General features: G+C 36.3%; 12 protein-coding genes and 1 pseudogene. 2 read left to right on the top strand and 11 right to left on the bottom strand.

The window, feature by feature from the left end; translation table 11 throughout:
• Positions 1 to 133 precede the first annotated feature (133 nt).
• On the bottom strand, positions 134 to 1,981 hold the full coding sequence (locus tag DKM50_01980) for an ABC transporter ATP-binding protein (GenBank protein ID PZM83672.1): 1,848 nt from the start codon (positions 1,979 to 1,981) through the stop codon (positions 134 to 136).
• 289 nt (positions 1,982 to 2,270) lie between these two features.
• Positions 2,271 to 3,263, bottom strand: a complete 993-nt coding sequence (locus tag DKM50_01975; GenBank protein PZM83671.1) for a hypothetical protein — start codon at positions 3,261 to 3,263, stop codon at positions 2,271 to 2,273.
• A 437-nt stretch (positions 3,264 to 3,700) separates the two neighbouring features.
• Here DKM50_01975 and DKM50_01970 point away from each other — a divergent pair, with 437 nt between their 5' ends.
• Positions 3,701 to 6,490, top strand: coding sequence for a hypothetical protein (locus tag DKM50_01970; GenBank protein ID PZM83670.1), 2,790 nt, complete (start codon positions 3,701 to 3,703; stop codon positions 6,488 to 6,490).
• A 453-nt stretch (positions 6,491 to 6,943) separates the two neighbouring features.
• Here the strand turns inward: DKM50_01970 and DKM50_01965 are convergent, their stop codons facing one another.
• From DKM50_01965 to DKM50_01955, 3 genes and pseudogenes are all read right to left on the bottom strand, one after another.
• Positions 6,944 to 8,824 carry a hypothetical protein gene (locus DKM50_01965; GenBank protein ID PZM83669.1) on the bottom strand — a complete coding sequence of 627 codons (1,881 nt, stop codon included), beginning with the start codon at positions 8,822 to 8,824 and terminating at the stop codon, positions 6,944 to 6,946.
• Between the two features lie 853 nt (positions 8,825 to 9,677).
• Positions 9,678 to 10,826 (bottom strand): annotated as a pseudogene (locus DKM50_01960) (delta-aminolevulinic acid dehydratase).
• Positions 10,816 to 12,975: an oxidoreductase gene (locus tag DKM50_01955; GenBank protein PZM83668.1), complete on the bottom strand. Its 2,160-nt coding sequence runs from the start codon at positions 12,973 to 12,975 to the stop codon at positions 10,816 to 10,818. Before DKM50_01955 ends, DKM50_01960 begins: the two are co-directional and overlap by 11 nt.
• A 400-nt stretch (positions 12,976 to 13,375) precedes the next feature.
• On the opposite strand from DKM50_01955, the gene DKM50_01950 reads away from it, so the two are divergent.
• Positions 13,376 to 13,891, top strand: coding sequence for a hypothetical protein (locus DKM50_01950; protein ID PZM83667.1), 516 nt, complete (start codon positions 13,376 to 13,378; stop codon positions 13,889 to 13,891).
• Positions 13,892 to 13,924: 33 nt separating this feature from the next.
• On the opposite strand, the gene DKM50_01945 is transcribed toward DKM50_01950, so the two are convergent.
• The 6 genes from DKM50_01945 to DKM50_01920 all read right to left on the bottom strand — a co-directional run bounded on the left by DKM50_01945 (position 13,925) and on the right by DKM50_01920 (position 21,385).
• Complete coding sequence (locus tag DKM50_01945) at positions 13,925 to 15,058, bottom strand: UDP-N-acetylglucosamine 2-epimerase (non-hydrolyzing) (protein ID PZM83666.1); 1,134 nt, start codon at positions 15,056 to 15,058, stop codon at positions 13,925 to 13,927.
• A 165-nt stretch (positions 15,059 to 15,223) separates the two neighbouring features.
• Positions 15,224 to 16,576, bottom strand: a complete 1,353-nt coding sequence (locus DKM50_01940) for a phenylacetate--CoA ligase family protein (protein PZM83665.1) — start codon at positions 16,574 to 16,576, stop codon at positions 15,224 to 15,226.
• 98 nt (positions 16,577 to 16,674) lie between these two features.
• Complete coding sequence (locus tag DKM50_01935; protein ID PZM83664.1) at positions 16,675 to 18,009, bottom strand: DUF362 domain-containing protein; 1,335 nt, start codon at positions 18,007 to 18,009, stop codon at positions 16,675 to 16,677.
• A 53-nt stretch (positions 18,010 to 18,062) separates the two neighbouring features.
• On the bottom strand, positions 18,063 to 19,184 hold the full coding sequence (locus DKM50_01930; protein ID PZM83663.1) for a glycosyltransferase family 1 protein: 1,122 nt from the start codon (positions 19,182 to 19,184) through the stop codon (positions 18,063 to 18,065).
• Entirely contained in the window at positions 19,181 to 20,278 is a 1,098-nt protein-coding gene (locus tag DKM50_01925) for a hypothetical protein (protein ID PZM83662.1), read from the bottom strand. The genes DKM50_01930 and DKM50_01925 overlap by 4 nt, the downstream gene beginning before the upstream one ends.
• A 30-nt stretch (positions 20,279 to 20,308) precedes the next feature.
• Positions 20,309 to 21,385: a hypothetical protein gene (locus DKM50_01920; protein PZM83661.1), complete on the bottom strand. Its 1,077-nt coding sequence runs from the start codon at positions 21,383 to 21,385 to the stop codon at positions 20,309 to 20,311.
• Between the last annotated feature and the right edge of the window lie 6 nt (positions 21,386 to 21,391).

Genomic DNA, 21,391 nt, shown 5'->3' with positions numbered 1-21,391 from the left:
ACTATAAAATTTTTATATATATTAAGACATACAGCATACCCTATATTACACTTTTTTACCAGTGATAAATTTCCACAATTTCCTTATCGAAGAAATAAAATTGAATAGTTCCACAATACCAATTAAACTGTAATTATTCCAAATCCAACTGATTTAGCTGCTCTTCAAAATAATTTGACTGTTTGTCATGTTCTACAAGAATAATTTCGAGCTGTGCATAGAACTGGTCAATATCAGTCTTATGCTGATGGTTCTTTAATGATATTTCTTTTATTTTATCGCTTAGACCTTTAGCAGAAGCTTCGACAATTTTTTCATTGTTTGCGTTGACCAGCTTCTCAATCTTTTCGATTTTATGCTCATTTTCTTTAATGGCCTTTTCCAGTGGCTTAAGCACCGTACTTCGTTGATTAATTATCCCTGCCCGAAGCTTTTTTTTATCGCCGCGGCTCACGGAGTTGTCCGAAGCTTTTTTCTTGCTGCCATTCGACTGCGCTTCGTCACGCCAACCTATCTGATCCAAGAATTCCTGATAACTGCCGTCAAAGACAAACACTTTATCATCGTCAAAGATAATCAGGCGGTTCGCCAGCTCATGCAGGAACATTTCGTTGTGAGTAACAATGACCGAGGCGCCTGGAAAAGAATCCAACGCAGCCAACAACGAATCACAGGATTCCATATCAAGATGGTTTGTCGGCTCATCTAATAGAAGCATATTGACCGGCGATAATAATATTTTGCCAAGCAATACACGACTACGCTCTCCACCGGAGATTACAGAGATCTTTTTGAGAGCAGAATCTCCCTGGAACATCATCGAACCACAGATATCGCGAGCTTTCTTCCGGTTATTATCTGGATCAGCTGCAATAAGCTCTTCTTCGATCGTTCGTTGTACATTCAATCGTTCGATATTCGTCTGGCCAAAATACCCGAATGCAATTTCAGGGTGACCATAAAGAGACCCTGCTGACGGCGTCAACTCTCCGCACAACAACTTCAGCAACGTCGACTTACCTCTCCCGTTCTTACCAATAACACAAATCCGGTCATCCTTCGCAATCGAGATCGAAAGTCCATGGATCAAGAGATGATCTTCTTTATAGCCAAACGATATATTTTTGACTTCCATTATTTTCTTGGCATAAAAAGGTGACGCGTTAAATGAGAATTCCAGTGTCTCAATCCTTTCGAGTTTTTCAAGTTTTTCTTTTTTCTCCAGGGCTTTGACCCGGGATTGAACCATTCCGGCAAGTCTTGCCTTAGCGCGAAACCGGCTAATAAACTGTTCGGTCTCCTTACGTTTCTTCTCATCATTCATACGTGTTTTTTCGTGAATCTCTTCTTCTTTCGCAATCTGCTCATATAATTTCGAAGTATCGCCGGCTATTTTCCGGGCCTTCTTACGGTGAATGATCATGGTATGAGTAGTAACGCTATCCATAAAATTCCTATCATGAGTAATGATCATGAGTTCATTCTGCCATTTACGCAAAAAACTCACCAGCCAGCGGATCGAGATGATATCAAGGTAATTAGTAGGTTCATCGAGGAGCAAAAGATGCGGTTCGGCAACCAGGACTTTTGCAAGGTTAAGTCGAACTTGATATCCGCCGGAAAATTCTGACGGATGCCGCCACATATCATCTTCTGTGAATCCCAGGCCAGCTAACACTTTCTCAACTACCCAGACGTCATCAATATGCTGCGGTCGCAGACCAAGACATCCCTCGTAAAGGACTGTACTCTCAGTAAATTTCAGATGCTGCTGAACATACCCGATAGTATAATTCTTGGGAACAGCGATGGTCCCGGCTTCAGGCAACACACTTCTATTCAATAGATTGAACAAGGTTGTCTTGCCGCTCCCGTTTCTTCCTACCAATCCGATCCGCTCTCTGCTATTAATATTAAAATTAACATCATCAAAAATATCCTGAGCTCCAAATGACATTTTCACATTTGATATACTAATCATCGCAATTGCACCGTATTTGGCTATCCTTTTGGTATGGTAATCCTTAAGTAACGAAGGACTTTTATTCGGGAAATAAAATTACCCGTATATCATACTATTTTTCCCCATTTAGTCCAAGCAAAATTTGACTGAGTTGTACGTACAAACATCTTTAAAAAAGATAAGATTCCTGAATAACAAAAATATCTTCACCTGTTATATAGTGCAAAATCGTCCATTATTAGTTTATTGGAGGCGTTACGGATAAATTATAGATTAAGAAGTTCATATCGGCGGGGAAGCCACCTAATTAATCGTTTATGTAGGAATATTTCACCACTTCGTATTGTTCAAAATCAGGCAAAACAATTTCAACACTTTTAATGTATTGCAGAGGTACAAGAGTATTGAAATCTGTTACCAGAAAATGAGTTGTCGTATAACGATAACTATTATCTGATTTATCAGCATTAGAGCTTTGGCCTATCTCAAATTTATTGTACAATTTTCGAGGATCAATCTTACAACGATGGCTATGCCACTGGTCCAATGTAATAATATTATTTTCGATAAGCATTTGCTTCAGGTCACCGGGATCTACAAACTCCTTAAACTCCAGGATTACAAGTGAGTTCTTTTTATTAAGGTCCCTAACTTGCGCTATTCCATGATATTTCACATCCGAAGTTGATATCGTAGGCAACCTGATCATACTCACCCCTGAATAAACACTTTTAGGAGTAAAGCTTTTATCAATCCAATATTTGAGCATATAAAAAAATGTCTCGTCATAATCATTAATTAGATTAGCTTCCAAATCTTTGGCATCATAATATGACGAAACTGCCTTTAATTCTTTTTTATCATATTCAGAATGTCTTTCCTTAACCAGATTGAGCATATTCGTTCGATATTCCTCAAGTCCTATTATCTTTGCTACCTCACCTTTTTTTGACAGGACAATCGTCGGATCAGTGTCAATTTCGGCTAACAAGTGAAGTCTATCCTTAACATTAGGCAATGGTATATTTTGGAGTACCATTCCTCCCGTTGTAATCATTTCAAAGCCATCATTTATTTTTGTTATGGAAAAATAATTAGCTTTCTTAGCATAATGAGATTTTTCCTTACCAGCTTCATAACGGTGAAAACCAACTTCAGAGATGACATGTCCCGAAAGCTTTGCCGGCCAATTAAACCGCAAGGTAAATAAGCCTTGATCATCAGCGTGTAATGGCGCTGTTACTCCAATCAATATTAGGAGAGAGAAAATTATTCGACAATATATTCTGTTATTTCCCATTTTGTATTTCCTTATGAATATATAGCTCTATTATACACGTTGAATAAAAATTGAGGTATTCAAAAGCGCCTTCGTCCTGCAAAGAAGGAAATAGATCTAAAGGATACCGCCCCAACACTTCTTTTGCAGATAACCCGCTGCATTTCTCCATAAAGGTATTCCGGTAAATATATCATTGTTATGCAGCTCAGTCATATAATTCCGGATAATTCACATAGGTATTATGAACCATATTTGAACTTTCATCACAACTACAACAACTTACAGCCGTAGACATTCTTCTATTCTTATATTAAATTATTAGGAATTTAATTTTTGAGAACAGGAGGCTACTCAATATAACAAACAAAATACTGAATAGTTTCAGGATTAAGTACGAGCTGCTTTCCCCGTTAAGGCAACCGAGAATTCCACCATTTAAAGGAGGATAAACGCTTATGAAAAAAATAATTCTTATCGCAATTGCAATAGTAGCAGCACTGACACTTATTAACGGATGCTCAAAAATAACCGACCAAACCGGAATACCGGATACAAATGACAGTAGTCTCAACAGTCAGCAGGACAATAACTTTCTCGCGAATATAAACAATGATACCTTAGTAGCCTTATCCGGAGGAATAAATTCGTTAAACATTTCTGACATTCTTGATCTTGATAAGTTCGATGCAGGATTAATTCAGATAGGTGCCGTAATAATCAGTTATCCATATATTAGTAGTGTAATTGCATCTCCAAGCAATGTTGACCCGGGGGGAACAACTACAATAACAGTAACCCCCAGCGATAAAGATAAAAACCGGCTAACCTATGCGTACCTCCCCGCAGCAGGATCCATAGTTTTTCCCCTGGGACAGGCAGGAACCAGGGTAGGCAAGGATTTGATAGGCACACCAAACGTAGTTGTCTGGACACTGCCGAATACTCCCGGAACCTACGAAATGAAAATTATCGGAACTAATGGTCCTTACAAAGTCCTACGCAGGGTATATGCAACTGTCAATACTCCGGCAGATAAAAGTTATCCCGTTATTAACAGTGTCGTAGCATCTCCTGTCAGCGTTAACGTGGGGGAAAGTTCACTCATAACGGTAATACCCAGTGATAAAGATAAAGACCGGCTAACCTATACGTATATGCCTTCTGCAGGTTCCATTTCATTCCCACCGGGACAGTTAGGGACCAGAGTGGGCAAAGATTTGATAGGCACGCCAAACGTAGTTGTCTGGACCCCGCCGGATATTCCCGGGACCTACGAAATGAGAATTATTGGTAACAATGGCTTTGACAAGGTGCTTAAAAAAACTCAAGTAACCGTATACACTATACAAAACAATGACCAACCGGTCATTAATGATCTCTATTTATCCAGCCAGGATATTCAGCAGGGTGATTCCGTCACTCTTACAGTACTAGCAACGGATCCTGACAACGATACTCTTTCATATAATTTCTTAGCCAACGGTACTATAACGCAGACAAACTCACCAAATGTAGTAACCTGGATGCCCTCAGAAAATATAGCAACACAAGAGATAATAGTCTTCGTATCAGACGGCTCCCATACAGTTTCTAAAAATATAAGCCTCACTATCCAGCAAAAAGACTATCCGCCGCAAATCAGCTCTGTACAGGTAGCCCCAGCGACAATCTTCACAGGGCAAACCACAGTTGTCACGGTAGAAGCCCGTGATCCGGGCGGAGAAGCTCTCTCTTACACATTTAACGGACCAGGAACAATAGATAACAGCCCTACAATTAACATAGCTAACTGGACACCGCCCTCAATAGCAGGGGAGTACATAATCACAGTAACAGTTTCAGACGAAAAAAGTTCTATTACCACAACAGCTTCCATAGTCGTACAGGCTCTGCCTCAAACTGCCGAGATTGCTTTTCCCGGAGCAGAAGGTTTCGGCGCTAAAACCAGAGGTGCATTCTCTGGTCCAACTCAACCCGAAATCTATCATGTAACCAATTTAAATGACAGAGGACCAGGAAGCTTCAGGAACGCTTTTAAAATTACCGGGCCCCTTCTTATAGTATTTGAAACCGGAGGCATTATTACATTAACAGAAGAGATCAGCATAGACACGCCATATATTACAATTGCCGGGCAAACTGCCCCAGGAGGAGGTATCTGCATTAAAGGAGCACCCATCAGAATAAAAAGCCATGACATAATTGTAAGAGGCCTTCGCATTAGGAACGGAAATGCACGCACCAGCAGCAACGACGAAAATGGAGACGGGCTTGCAATCAATGCCTTTGGAGGACATACCTGTCCTCACGGTCCGCCATACAATATTATAATTGACCACTGTTCAATATCCTGGTGTTCGAATGAAAACACAGAAATATGGTATGCCGCTCACAATATAACCTGGCAATGGAATATAATTTCAGAGCCTATTTGGGATCAGAATTATCGTGCATTAACAGGATATCCATTACTTATCGGTGACAGCGCAAGTAATATCAGCATTCACCACAACCTCTTTGCCCATTACAAACAAAGAGGTCCCGAATGTAACGACGGAACTTCCGGAGAAATCGTCAATAACATTATGTATCACTGGACACATAAGGGGACTAATTTCATAGGTGCTCCCCTGGAAAATCCGGATTCGGGTTTCTATGAATTTCAGCCATCATATTGGAACATTATCAAAAACTACTACAAACGAAAAGGAACAGAGGGTCCGAAGCAGCCTATCCAGATATTCAATTATCCTGGATGGAATAATGAATATTATATTCAAGACACCTCAAGGTTCTACCTATATGGGAATATTGGCCCTGACAAAACTATCGGCAGTAACGGCAGCGACTTAAGCCTGGTTGCATTTTTGGGAGGAGGCGACGGATCGTCCTTCATTTCATACAGCCATGTTGTTATGCCATCAGGGATAAGCGAGGATACGGCAGAACATGCATACAATGAAGTACTCGGTAAAGCAGGTGCAAGAACACCACAACTTGATACAGCGGATGAAAGGGTTATTAATGACGTTATACATTCAACCGGAGCATTGAAAACCAGTATTTCTGCAAGCGACTATCCAGTCTATGAATCCGGAACAAAACCTGCTGATTCCGATAATGACAGCCTTCCCGACAGTTTCGAGAAGCAATATGGAACTGACGACACAAGCCTCACCCCATATTCCCTGGCACCAAGCGGATATACTTGGATTGAAGAATATATCAACTCATTAATCAAATAATTACTCAAAAACGGGGCCGCGGTTTTCGCGGCTCTGCTCTATCTCATTATCCGGGTTAAACCAGCTAAACAAACATATATAGAAAATAGCAGCCATCCCATAGGATAGAAAACCAACTATCATATCCTTGTAATTACCTGGCTTCGAGGCGGTAATTGATTTCAGCACAGTTAATAATCCAGGCGCTTACAGTGCCGGGCTATTGCTGTTGAGTAATGAGCATTTTACTGATGGGCAGTTAAATATCGGACAAGTCCCTCATGACGATTCTCGAAGGAATGATATTTTATCAATTACCAAGCATGAGCATCCGATCTCCGCTTTTTATTTCTCTACAGGATGTCTGTGGGTAGTTCCGGCATTCCCAGAGCAAAGCAGTTAATCAGGAACCCACACACAAAAAACACTCATGCTATGGGTAAAGTTACAGTAGAAATGAACCAAGTTAAAACCTCAATAATTATAGTTATAATAATTATAATAATATCCGGAATCTTCCCTGCGCATTTTGTTGAAAACCATACCTAAAATTGGCAGTTGTTTATTTTTCAATAAGGCATCCATCCCCTTAAGAGCCTTACGTGCAGTATTTTTACTATCAACAACCAGAATAATGCCGTCAACCTTTCTGGCAAATTCCAATGTCTGGGCAACAAGAGTAATTGGAGGAGAATCAAAGAAAACAAAATCATATGATGCTTTTAAATATATTAACAAATCTGACATTCTGCTATTCTCTAATTCGGATTGATTAAGTAATGTTTTGCCAGCAGTAACCACAGTAACTCCACTTTCCGAATCGAGATTGAGAATATCTTTTAATTCAGCTTCATTAGCAAGATAATCAGTAATTCCTTTCTCATTGGGTAATTGAAAATTGGTTTTCATTTTTGGGCGTTGTAAATCTATATCCACGACAGCTACTTTTTTCCCGCTATTGGCAAAAGATATTGCTAAATTTGAAGTTAACAGCGTTTTTCCTTCCTGAGGCAAAGCGCTTGTTATCAGAATGCTCATTGATTTTTTATCCATAGTTTCCTTAAACTTCAAATTAGCACAGATCAATCTGACCGCTTCAGTATTTACCGAATTTGCAGTTGTCCTCATAAATAAAGGATTGACATTATCCTGATAAGCAAGCTGCCCAAGCATATCATATGGCATTATATCCTGCACTTCTTCAAGTGTTCTAGGTACATCCTTCAAATATTCCCTGATTAATGCAAAACCAAAACTCAAAATCATACCAATCATAACAGTAGAAAACAGCAGTTTTTTCTTGTCAGGTGCTACAGGTGCATCAGGGGTAACTGCCGACTCCATAATCTTTATATTGCTTATTATACTAGCCTCGTTAATGCGGACTTCATCATAACGAATCAGCAATCGATTGTATACCTCGTTAGCAATAGTTTGATCACGAACAACCCGGGCCAGTTCAACTTCTTTTGGCGGTAGTTGGCTAAGACTGCCATTAACTCTATTAACATTATTATTGACGCTATTCAACTGAGCCCTAAGCCCTGTAATGCCCTGATTAACTGATTCCAACGACTGCATCCAGCCAGAAACAAATGGATTAGTTTGTGATGAATTGTTGTTTATTTTATTTTCCAGTTCCTGTTTTTGTGCCAGCATTCCTTTCATTCGCGTATCCAGTTCCATTCTGTTCGCCTCTATTTCCCCAAGTTCCTTTAATTTACCTATAGTTTCTTCTTTCAAGGCAACTGTCCGGGCATTTTTTTTATAAGATAACACCAAGTTTTCCGCTTGCTCTAATTTTTCTTTTTGTTCTTTTAACTGATTTTCGATGAACATCCTAGCAGAAGAAAACTTCTCCTGATTCATCTCCTGATCCTGAATAACCAGGTTTTTAGAAAGAACATTGACAACATGGGCAGATAACTCAGGATCTTTATCCCTGTAGCTAATAGAAATCAGATTAGTACCTTTTATTACATTTACCTTTATAGAATTACTAAGCGAATTCAAGCTTAATGAGGAAATAGCCTGTCCTTTATAATACGATTTTATCTCATTTATAGATTTCGTAAGTATGTAGCGTTTCTTAATCAATTCCGACTGAGTATTTATATAATTAGCCCTATCTGCCGATTCAAATAAATAACCGGCATTACCCTTTTCTCCTAAGATACCCATATTTCCCGAGAACTCAGTAATTAACAGAGAACAATTTGCCTCATATACCGGACGGGATGTAAAAATATATATCAAACCGATTACAAGCACCGCAACAAACATACTGATAATTATCTTTTTTTGACGAAAAAATAGATTCCAATAATCACGCAACTCCATTTCAAGCAACTCCATAAAGAGTACCCCTTTCTATTAAACAAACCCCGCTATCAATCATTACATAACAAGATACGGATATAATGCTGTATTACTTTGCAATATTATTTTCTAACTTTTCCTTCAATAATAAATATATAAATTTCAAGTTATCAAGAGTATACCGCTTCCACATCCTGCCAGGCTCCTGCATTAAACGAAAAAACCATTCCATGCCAATTTTCTGCATCCACAAAGGCGCCCGCTTCACTTTCCCTGCAACCACATCAAAGCTCCCCCCGACACCCATAATAAAGTTTACATTTTTCAATAATTTTCTATATTTATATAAGAATTTTTCTTTAAACGGCGAAGTCATTGCTACAAACAATATATTTGCTTTACTTATATTTATCTGCCTGGCAATCTTAGATTCTTCCTCTTCACTGAAATACCCGTTTCTGTATCCGGCAATAATATCAGGGGAATATTTTCTAGAGTATATTTCAACCACCTTTGTTACTACATATTCTTTTGCGCCAAAGAGAAAAATCGTATAGTTTTTCTCTTTGGCTAATCTAGCAATATTTTCCATCAAATCAATACCGGCCACTCTTTCAGGCAATGGGTTACCCAGAATTCTGGAAGCCCAGACAACAGACTGCCCATCTGCATTAATGATGTCGGAACTAATTATGCTCGTATGAAGTTCATTGTCTTTATACATTTTAACTATTTTACCTGCGTTAATTGCAGTATGGTGTAATTGCTTATTGCACGCTATTGACCTGACAATCAAATCCAGAGTTTGTTTCATCGTAATAGCATCAATAGGAATATTAAATATATTAATTTTATTATAATGTTTTTTTATCTTCACCTGTATCCTGCATAAGTACAGGCTTAAAGCATAAAACATCCATCCCTGCGCCCATCTTATATAAGGGATTCGACAAGAAAACCTTTTACGCAGCTGATAATAAAAAAAACCTTTCTTATCCTGCATATTTTCTACAGCCCATCCTGCTACGTTATTTATTAGGTCAATATTTTTTTCAAATCCATTAAGTCTGACAAGTGTCGTTATCAATTGAGCAGGTGCATGTATATCTATCGGATATAAGGAGTTGTGATAGTATTTAGGCTCCCCCTTTGAGGTGAAAAAAGTTTTTAAATAATAATTCAACCCTTTTTCCAGATTTTCCTGGCATGTTGCATCTCCGGAGTATTTCTGGTATTCCGATATGCATTCCAAATTATAGCCGGAATGGAAATTATCTATCCACTGGTGAAAAGGCAGAATACCATAAGTCCATGATCCATCCTCTTTCTGATGGCTGCAGCAAAATTCTACAGACTTTCTGGCTTCGCTTATAAGATTATTTTCTTTTGTATAGGAATAAACCCTCGACAATAACTTTGATCCCAAAAGGGAAGCATTAAATATAGAAGATTTATCCAGAGGTGAATAAGAGAATACATAATTCCCATTTTTATCATATGTCCGGTTCAGATCTTTTAATATAAATTCACATATTGAACGCGACGTATTTAATAATCTATCTTCTTTCAGTATCTCGTAAGCATCCAGCAATGCATAACCAACAAAGACAGAAGCTACAACCGTAGGTGTATTCTTCGGATGAAAAAATGCCCTCGCCTGCCAATCAAAATTATATCCCCAACAACTTCCCGACCATCCCTTAACTTCTAAGCTCATGATTTTTTCAATAAAATATCTTATTTTTTCCAGATATTCTTCATCCCGATTAATCCGGTACAAGTTACAATAACCAGATAAAAACAATCCGAGGCCTTTAGGATTATAGCCTTTTTCAATCAGGACAAGCTTGCGCAGATTAATCGGACATTTTTTGAAAAGCTGGATCCAGGCAAGTCTTGCATAATTATTTTTGTTGATATAAGGGAATCGACGAAACAACCTGCTGTTCAACCCATCAAAAGGATCCCAGCCCATAAAATTTTCAGCTTCACAATACGACTTGAGTTTACAGAAGCTTGTAACTATTTTATCTTGCATAGAGTTCAACCTTTTGTGGCAAAGCAGTCCTCAAACTATCTATAATTCTAAAAGTAGTTAAGGTAGTAAGACAGATAGACTCAAAGCTTATCGGAACAGGACTACCCCCCCTAATAGAACCCAGAAATGCTGTCACTTCCTCCTTGTGTCCTTTCCCAACCATCTTTATTGAAGAATTCTTATTATTCTTATATATCAGACCTTCTTTAAAATCATTTATCACAAAAATTTTTTTTCCGCCAAAAATCTCTATATTCTCTTTTGGCAAAGCTTTATCTCCATTAGCAAGATATGTGAGATTACCTACAGACCCATCGGAAAACTTGATTACCACGACCATATTATCATCATTTTTTATACTATCATTGGCAGTATCTATACATTCGGCATATACCCTGACAGGATCTGCCGCAGTAAAATATTGCATTAAATCAATGAAATGGCAGATTTCGCCAATAATTCTTCCTCCACCGATATTTTCATTCTGGGTCCAATGTTCTCTTGGTATGAATCCGGCATTTATTCTAAAGTTCATAACCAGCGGCTCACCAATTTTTCTGAACTCTTCTTTTGCTCTGACGGACAACGGCGCAAAGCGGCGGTTAAAACCCACCATCAGCCGCGGATTGTCCGATTCCTGATAAACATTTATTATATCTGCCAACTCTTCGATATTAATTGCCAGTGGCTTCTCCACAAAAACATTTTTTCCTGCTTTGAGTCCCTGTATCACGTACCTTGAGTGCGAATTATGTCTGGTCGCAATAAAAACAGTATTAATCCTTTTACTGCAAAAAACATCATCAGACGTAGTAGATGCATGGTTAAAGCCGAATTTAAAAGCAGTGTTTTTTGCGTTTAGTCCACTAGTCGTTATCACAGTGTCCAAGAGGCAATCGTGAGTTTTCACATAAGGAATCAAATAGCTCTGAGCAAAACTACCTGCCCCGACAAACCCTACATTAATATCTTTGATTGGATTCATATTTATAGTATATTTGGCCACGTTTTTTTGTTTTGATTCGCAGTATCGAAGTAAAATTCCTATAAAAAATTCCTTCTCTTTTCCCAACACGAGATCATAAGCTTTTTCTGCATTTTCTATATCAAAAACATGTGTGATCAAAGGGGTAACATCGATAACCCTATTAGCCAAAAGCTTCAGAAATGCTTCCAGATTCCTCTGCTCCGACCATCTCACATATGCATAAGGGTAATCATTTCCGCCTTCTTCATAGTTACCATCGTATCTACCGGGACCATAAGAACAGGACATCCTCAGGTCAAGTTCTTTTCTATAAAAGTGAGGGTCTCTGGGTATATCCATTTTTATGGCACCGACAAGAACGACTTTTCCCTTTTTTCTCAAAATCTCTGAAGACAACACAACAGGATCATTTGTTGGTGTTGCAGCAGTTATTATTGCCGTATCAAACCCATTTCCTCCGGTAAAATTATCAACAGCAGCCTGTAGGTTATCATTATATCTGCTCACCGCTACATGAGCGCTATTCCGGCTTGCTAAATCAACGAGCGACAAGGAAATATCTATTCCGAAAACATTACAGCCATTAGCTTTCAGTATCTGGCAGGTTAACTGTCCGATAAGTCCCAGTCCAATAACGCAAACATTATCTCCAAGTTTTGGGTCCGCCTGCCTTACCCCCTGAAGAGCTATTGCACCAAGGGTCGCAAAACTGGCTTCCTCAAAAGTAACATTATCCGGTATTTTTGCTACCAGGTTTTGAGGTACGCTGACTATTTCGGCATGGGAAGCGTAATCCTGCCCTGCACAAGCCACCCTATCCCCTGGCTTAAATGCACCATTACTATCCATCGATGCAATCACCACGCCGGATGTGCTGTACCCAAGTGCCTTAAGGGAATCAAGTTTAGTCTTAACTTTTTCCAGTGTGGCTTTAAGTCCTTCTTTCCTTACATTCTGCAGTACCTGCGCTACCAGATCGGGACGTTGCTTTGCTTTGCCAAAGAGAGAAGCCTGTGCGGTTATCACCGTCCCTTTCTCTGTCCCGGGACTAATAAGGGAGAATCTGTTCTCAACAAGCACCATCCGTTCGGAAAGTGAAGGCAGCGGCACTTCATCTACATAAAGCTCTCCGCTTTTAAAATTTTGTATCAGTTGCTGCATTTTTCCCTCCAAAAAACATATTCTGTTACTAATTCATCAGGATAAAACGTAGTATTCATAGCAGAGATAAGACATTTGTGAGGTAATGAGCATTATTGGCAAATACAATAAAAAATCTCATTTTATTTAAGAATTGTTTATATCAATATAAGACAATTAATCCAGCAACTGTAATTTCCAACTTGTTTCTTAACAAAAAGCCTACTTAATGTCAACAACCATTTATTATAGTTTTAAAATATCATAATTGAAAAACCAAAAAATATTTTGTTCATGATAATTTCATATTGACAATTTCTAGTCATTAGCCTAAGCTACCAGAGGTTAACGACGTATGATTAAATTATTATATTTATATAGATATAAATGACGATAAAACAAACCAAAGGGGGATATATAAATGAAAAAGTTATTGTTCCTGATCCTGGTATTTTTTTTCATTCCGATTAATTCCCAGGCTATTGACACCAACATTAATTTCTTTACCGGTCCTGCTCATCTTGCGAACAAATTTGACGACAGTTGGACATTAGGTGTCGGAGTTGATTTCATGCTAACCGACAGCATGGCTTTAAGCCTCAAAGCCAATTATATCGAGACAAACAGGACTATCAGCCCTGGATTATTAAGATTAGTCCCCATTGAAGCAGATCTCAAATATATTTTCAATCCTTACGGACAGGTATGCCCATATTTAGCCGGGGGGATTAATGTCAATATTTTATCTTCAACCTATTCAACTCCTACGATTGGCGTTAATCTCAGGGGAGGAGCAGCGTATAAAATTGACCGCTACAATATATTTGTAGAAGCAGAAAAAATCCTCATGCACGATAATAAAAACGACACAGATATTACCCCCTTTATAATCAACTTTGGAGTAGGCATTCTGGGTGCATTTAATTTATTGAATTAATTTTGATTCTCTGACTGAATTTATTGCCTTTCATTATTGGTTCCTTCCATTGCTAAAATATTTATCCAAATGCTGAACGATCCGCGCAGCTGTCCTTCCATCCCAGTATCGGGGAACGGAAGACTGCTTATATACTCCACTCATTATTTGTTCGTAAGTTGTTAAGATTAATTGAGGATCAGTACCCACAATAACATTTGATCCCACCGTTACTGTTACGGGGCGCTCAGTATTTTCTCGTAACGTCAGACAAGGGATGCCCAGAGCTGTTGTTTCTTCCTGAAGTCCACCGCTGTCAGTAAGCACAAGACGGGCATTCAAAGTCAGATTCAGCATTTCGTTATACCCTATCGGATTAATAGCATTTATACAACTTGGAATAATTTTATCAAAAGACAACATAGCGGCCATATTATATGATTGGATCAGCTTTCTCGTTCGTGGATGCATCGGAAATATAATTGTTGTGGTTTTTGATACTTCCAATAATACGTCCATTATTCTTGTAAAAGTCTCTTTAACATCAACATTGCCGGGACGATGTAAGGTGACTAGTGCGTAAAGAGATTTATTGAGCCCCAGCTTTTCGTAATATCTGGACGCATCAGCTATGGATTTTTGAGTATGCAAAGTATCAATCATGATATTGCCGACATGGATAATCTTTTTTTGTTCAATACCTTCTTTAATCAATTGTTTATCCGCGTCCTCAGAAGGAGTATACAGAATATCAGCGATTGAATCTGTAAGTAACCGGTTAATCTCTTCTGGCATGTTACGATCAAAACTACGAAGACCAGCTTCAACATGAGCTACAAGTATTTTCATTTTTTTTGCAGCGATTGCACAGGCCATTGTTGAATTAACATCACCGACAACAATGACAATATCAGGTCGTTCCTTAATTAAAAACTGCTCAAACTTGATCATAACCTTCCCAGACTGCTCAGCATGAGTGCCTGATCCGACTTCAAGATCTATATTTGGAGCAGGTATATTTAATTGCTCAAAAAAAGCCCGGCTCATCGCATAATCGTAATGTTGCCCTGTATGAACTAGAATTGAATTAAACTTATCAGGAAATTTTTTGAGCTCTTTAATTATAGGAGCTACTTTCATGAAGTTTGGTCTGGCTGCAGCAACTAGAACAATTTTAATGCGTGTCATTTTTCAACTCCAAGCATTCTACCAAAACTAAATTGTTAGTTAAGAATACCAAAGCATTTTGTATCTCTGTTATAATACAATGGACTGAGATGTCAAGACAGTTTTTAAGGGAGGCTGAACATTCATAGATTATCGGCTATTACAAATCATATTCGAGTTTTGAAGCTAAGTTACTTTACTTATTAAATGCAAAAATTTACCATTGCTTTGCTTGATCAACTTATCGACATATACAATATTTATTTCGGTATCAGGTTTTAGCTTATATTTATAATATTCAATTATCTTTCGTTCATAATAATCATTATATTTATCAGATTTAATAATCATCACCGTTAACATGCCCTTTTCTTTCTGAACAAACTGTATACCGTTAATAACAGCATAAAGCTCGTCGTGCAAATTTAACGCAGTTGTAGTAACAAAGGTACCGTCCTTGTTATATATTTTTTCGCCACTCCATCTGCCTTTTATGTTCTTAATAACAGATAGCTCCCTACAACATGCTTCACATTTGTGTGAAACATATTCAGCATAATCATCCGTTCTATATCTTATCAATGGCATACCATAATTATCTAAAGTTGTGCCGACAATCTCCCCTACTTTACCAGGCACATCAATTACTTCACTTTTTTCATCAATTAATTCAAAATATCCATATGTTGGTTCCATATGGAAATAATCTGAATACTGACAATAGCCACCAAGAAGCAATTTTTCGCTATGCCCATACCAGTTGTAGAATTTTACTCCGAGCTTATTATTTATTAGGTTTTTTTGATAGTCTATAATATTTTCCGAACCGGATAAAAAGGCTTTGATAAAAGAACAATCCTTTTTGCTGTCGTATAAAAATCTAGAGAATTCATAGGCTGTCGAAGGATAGCAATGAATAAATTGTATATTAAATCGCTTTATTAAAGTATATATTATTTCAAAATAATCATCACAGAGCCTAAAGCCATCAAAAATCACTTCTTTCGTAATAGGATTAATCACGAAATCTTTTTCAGGTAATAGGTGATGATTCCGGATAACCGCTCTTGTCTGATATTTATAGCCTGCCTTACTCCATAAAAAATGCATAGTTCCCAATTCTTTGATATATCTGTCTTTAGGAACTAATATATTTAACGGTTTCCCACTAGTACCTCCTGTAGTAACATTATCATATTGGCATTTATTACTATTTAGAGAGATGAAATCATCATGGCAACTCATTACTATTTGTTTATCAATAAAAGAGATGCCTTTTCTGAAATCATCCAAATTATTCATTCTCAGACCTGCATATAAGTTTTTATAATAAGGGATATTTTGTATGGCATAATTAACTAAATCTATTAACTTTTTTGTGTTATCAAAACCATGATGGTTACTATCAATAAACGTTTGATATGACTTATATTTTTCCCCATAAATCCATTCAGGTTTTTTATTAAAAGCTAACAAAAAATTATTCAATTGTGGTGGAAGCTTAATAATATTTTTTAGAACATTTTTTTTAAAAGACATAAACTTTAGCCCTCATTCCAGACCTGCTATTCCGGCTGCACAAGATACAACTGCAACTTTTGCAAAATATAGAAGCTTATAATAAATTTTATTCATTGCTATCCCTCAATATAGTTTATCCAGCCAAAATGCGGCTTAAACGGAACGATAAAATAACGAGGCAGATCTGCTATCTTAAATTTGTTCTTACCAATATTTATAACAATATCATCATAAGAAAAATTACATATATGATACTGCCTGATCTTAAATGAATTCTTAATCGACAATATTTTCATCGGATTAAATCCCATAAAACGAGCACAAACCGCATCAATCGCTACAGGATTGCTTCCGCAGAAAATATAATTCATTTCCACAGGGTCAGGCGACATAGGGCCATTCCCTTCTCCGGCCAGAATGCCATCTACTATTCCAATATATTTTTTTGCATTGTTCCATTTTCCTTCACGCATGCTGCCGTCAGGATTAGCATAAAAAAGTACTTTATTAAGATCAAGTATCATACGCCAAATAGTATCATTACCATGCCAGTTCCCACTGCGTATAACCGTATTGGTATCCCCGAAAGTTTTTTTTCCGATTTTCTTTAAAGGTTTAAATAATTTAGCCATAATAAGATTTCTTATAAAATGTTGTTTAATAAAAGCCATAATAGGACCTTCCAGTCTAGCGTTCAAATTATCAGAAGGGAACTGATCTCCACCCTCCGAAGGTCCACCTTCGCAGTGATGAGGTAAATAGTTCTTATAAGTATTAATTCCGACAAGGTTTTTTAAACAGCAGGTTATGCCGCTTTTCTTATGTGTTTTTAGCTTTGGCAAGTTAATAAACACATCCCCATTTATTACCGAACGAGAAACGCTGTAAAGATTATTTTTACCGTCATGAGCCCGGTTGGTTTCTGAAATGTCATAATCTGCTCCATAATATCCTCTTTTAGACTTGATATGTTCATGGAACTCACTTTTGTTACCTAATAAATTTACTTCGATCTTACCTCGAGGGTCACCAGTGAGCTTCGTTCTCTTGACTGTCACATCTCCTTCATTAACCCACTCATCATCCCGAAGATCAATAACCTCCAGAGAAACTCCCCTTTTTTCAGCTAATTGCTCCCATTCCTTTACCGGATAATGTCCGATGAGTTTCTTAAATGAAGAATCAGTCTGAGGTCCATCAGTAATGATTACTTTTCCATTATTACCTAACCTATCAAGTACCTTCATCAAAACAGCCATTATTACTGTAGGGTGTGTAATTACATACTCCCAGTCTGCAGGACGAAAAAGGTGTGATTCTTTTACCCAATTTGGCTTCAATATCACAGTATTGTCATGTTTGATAATATCGAATATCTCATCCGGCAAACTATTATAAATTCCAGTTACATCATAGGAATCAATCCTGCTAACCTTAACTTCATTATGCATAATTAATCTCCCATAACAGAAGTGATTTGAAATATAAGAAGCTACAATTCTGCTTAAATATCATCATTCAACACCTCATCAAAAATTTTTTTCATATTTCGCTCAAAAGTTTCTAATGTGTATTTTTCCAGGAACTTTATCCTTCCAGCCCTGCCCATTTTTATACGCATATCTTTATCTTTTATAAGGATCTCTATTTTCTCAGCTAATAAAGTAACATCTCTCTGACGCACCAGAAAGCCAGTCTTACAATCATCCACAATCTCTGGAATAGCACCTTCAAAAGTAGAAACAACCGGCAACCCGAACTGCATAGCTTCTAATATTACCAGTGGAAATGCTTCATTATATGTAGGGAAAACAAATATACTGGCATTTTTTAAAATTTCGTTTTTATTATCATTATATTGGGGACCTGATATTTTGATTTTTTTTATTAACCCATTATTTGTAATATACTCTTTTAAATAATCAATAGAAATAGATTTTGTAGGCTTACCAACCAATACCGTTTCAAAATCAATATTTTTTTTATCTAATATCCTTAAAGCATCTACAAGGTCCAGAATACCTTTTGTTTTTTCATAATTAGATAAAAAAAGTATTTTAATTTTTATGTCCCGGTTATTTTTTTCTTCCTCAAAATAATTACTATCTATTATTCTTACAATACCGTTATTAACAATAAAAGGCTTTTTACCATACACATCCTGTATATCATAAGTTATCTGATCCGACAGACATATAACATTTACATTTTTAAATATAAATTTACATATTACTTTATTCAATTTATGTTTACTGATTATATTTTTGATGCCTTTTCCATGTAAGTGGTATATTATTTTTAATTTAAATATCTTTAAAATAAATACATAGATGATATCTCGATAAAAAGCATAACCTGCCGGGGCTAATGTAAAATACGCGATATCAGGCCTATCGGCTAATAATGTTCGAACAAGCTTTAATGCACAAATTAACATTTTTACAATCTTACCAACAGAAACAACCCCTATGTCACTTATATCACTGGCAAACATCAGAGGAAAAACTCTTGTATCAAAAGAACCATTGATTAATTTACTGTCGGAAATAATTTTATTCATGGTAGAGACCCCATGAACAGGAGGTGGAAGCTGGATGAGAAATAATATTTTTTTCTTATTATTCATTTTGACATCATTGCCTGATAGAAACTTAATGCACTGTTTTTATGATTTATATTATTTGCAATTGATATAGATTTTAAGGCTATTTCTTTAAATACCTCATTATTTAAATTCATCAGTTTAAATAAGGAATCCTTTATGGCATTTTTAGAATTGCTTTTAAAAACAAAGCCATTGCCCTTAACAAACTCCGGATAATTGCCAACCGCATCGGACAACAATAATATGTTACCGGCATTAATTGCTTCAACAACTGTTAATGGATTACAATCACGCAAGGAAGGCAAAACAAACACATGTGAGCTTTTGAATAATTCTCGGTATTCATCACCTTGCAAAAACCCTTTGTAATTAACATGCTGTATTTGATATTCAGGTAGATTACCGCTTCCGGCAACATTTAATTCATATGTATAAGGAAATGAATATCCGGATAAATCCTGAAATGCTTTTTGCAACAAGTGAAACCCTTTACGCTCTATCAAACTGCCCGAAAAAAGGAACCTTAAATGTTTTATATTCTCGAATTTATTTTTTACTTCATTTTCAGTCAAAAGGTATTTTTCCTGATCGATTGTATTCGGCGCAAAATATAATTTCTCCCTATTTTTAATATATTTATTTGAATTTAAATATTCTTCTGTTTTTTTACCAGGAATTATAAAATGATTAATATTTTTAAAAAAATTATATCTTAAATATTTTTTAATTAATGAGATATTTTTTTCAGTTATATTTGTAGATTCCATCCAACTGGCAATTCTATATTTAAAAATATTCTTTAAATAACAAAGAACCATACCTTCGATATTAGGTGAACATATAATCATATCAGGTTTTATTTTTATTAAAAAACGAACCAGTTCTGCAATATTCGGTATTGTAATATTTTTTTCGTAATTAAAGTGAAATATAACCGGATGCAGTTGAACTTGCTTAAACTTACAAATAGGCGTATTATTCCATTTCCTTCTTTCTTCCGTTTTGTTAAAATATAACAAATACAAATCAATATCATCAAAATTATTAATTTCATTAAATAAATTAACCCTGTATGGCGCTATATATGGTTGAAGTATTACTACTTTTTTTTTCATTTCTTTTCCAAGGCATTTGCAGCTTTTGCATTAAATACCAGAATATACTTTATCAAGTTCATTAACATATCTTTGAATACTAAACAATTTACTAGCTCTTTCATATCCCTTTATCGCGACTCTGTCTCTAAGGTTTTTATCATCCAGCAATTTCATTATTTTTTCCGCCCAATCGTAAGGATTATAAGGATCTGCCAGTATACCTGACTCATTATCGGCAATAAGTTCCGGTAACGCACCCGCATTTGACAGGATTACCGGTTTTTTCATTAACATCGCTTCTACCACAGCAATACCAAAACCTTCCTGATCAGCAGGATGAACACATAAAAGGGATTCATTCAAATAGTCAGAGACATTACTTCTATATCCCAATAAATTAATATGACTTTCAAGATTATATATTTTTATTCTATTCTCAATATTAGCCTTTTCATCTCCATCTCCTATTATATTAAGAATAATATTTCTTTTTTTTTCGTTGACTATAATATTCATACAATCTATCAAAACCGGAAGATTTTTATATTTATTCAGACCTGATATTGTCGATATTATTTGCTGATTACTCAGTTTTGTAGTATGTGACTTATATTTATTTGCACCATTATATATAATCTGTTCTTCTTTATTCTTTAACCCAGCAAACACTTGATATTTTGATTCTTTAACATATTTTGATATATATATAAACTTGTCTACTTTTCTATATGCTAATGCCAGCAATGAAATTGTCAAATATCCGGAAGGGCTCGATGAACCCTGAAAAGTAACTATTAATTTTATTTGAGGCCTTAAACATCTGATTATCCCTCCAAGAACAATACAATAATCAAAATAACAGTGAATTATTTCTATGCTGTTTTTATCTATTATTTTAAGCATCTCATATATGTGCTTAACAATATTCTTCCCATATAAACCGTCAAAGAGATTAATATTACTTTTAATGAATTCCACTCTGAATTCTTCGTATTTATCCTTACCTTCCCAACTGCTCCTACAGTAAATATAGTGCATATGTTTTGATTGTGTTACCAAATCTTTAACTATCCGGGGTGTACCCCCATACAAATTCAGACTGGGCAATATATGCAAGATATTCATTTAACC

The sequence above is a fragment of the Candidatus Margulisiibacteriota bacterium genome, assembly GCA_003242895.1.
In the GTDB taxonomy this organism is placed as follows: Bacteria; Margulisbacteria; Riflemargulisbacteria; order GWF2-39-127; family GWF2-39-127; genus GWF2-39-127.
Note: the sequence above shows the minus strand (reverse complement) of the source record. Positions and strands in the feature narration are given on the sequence as shown.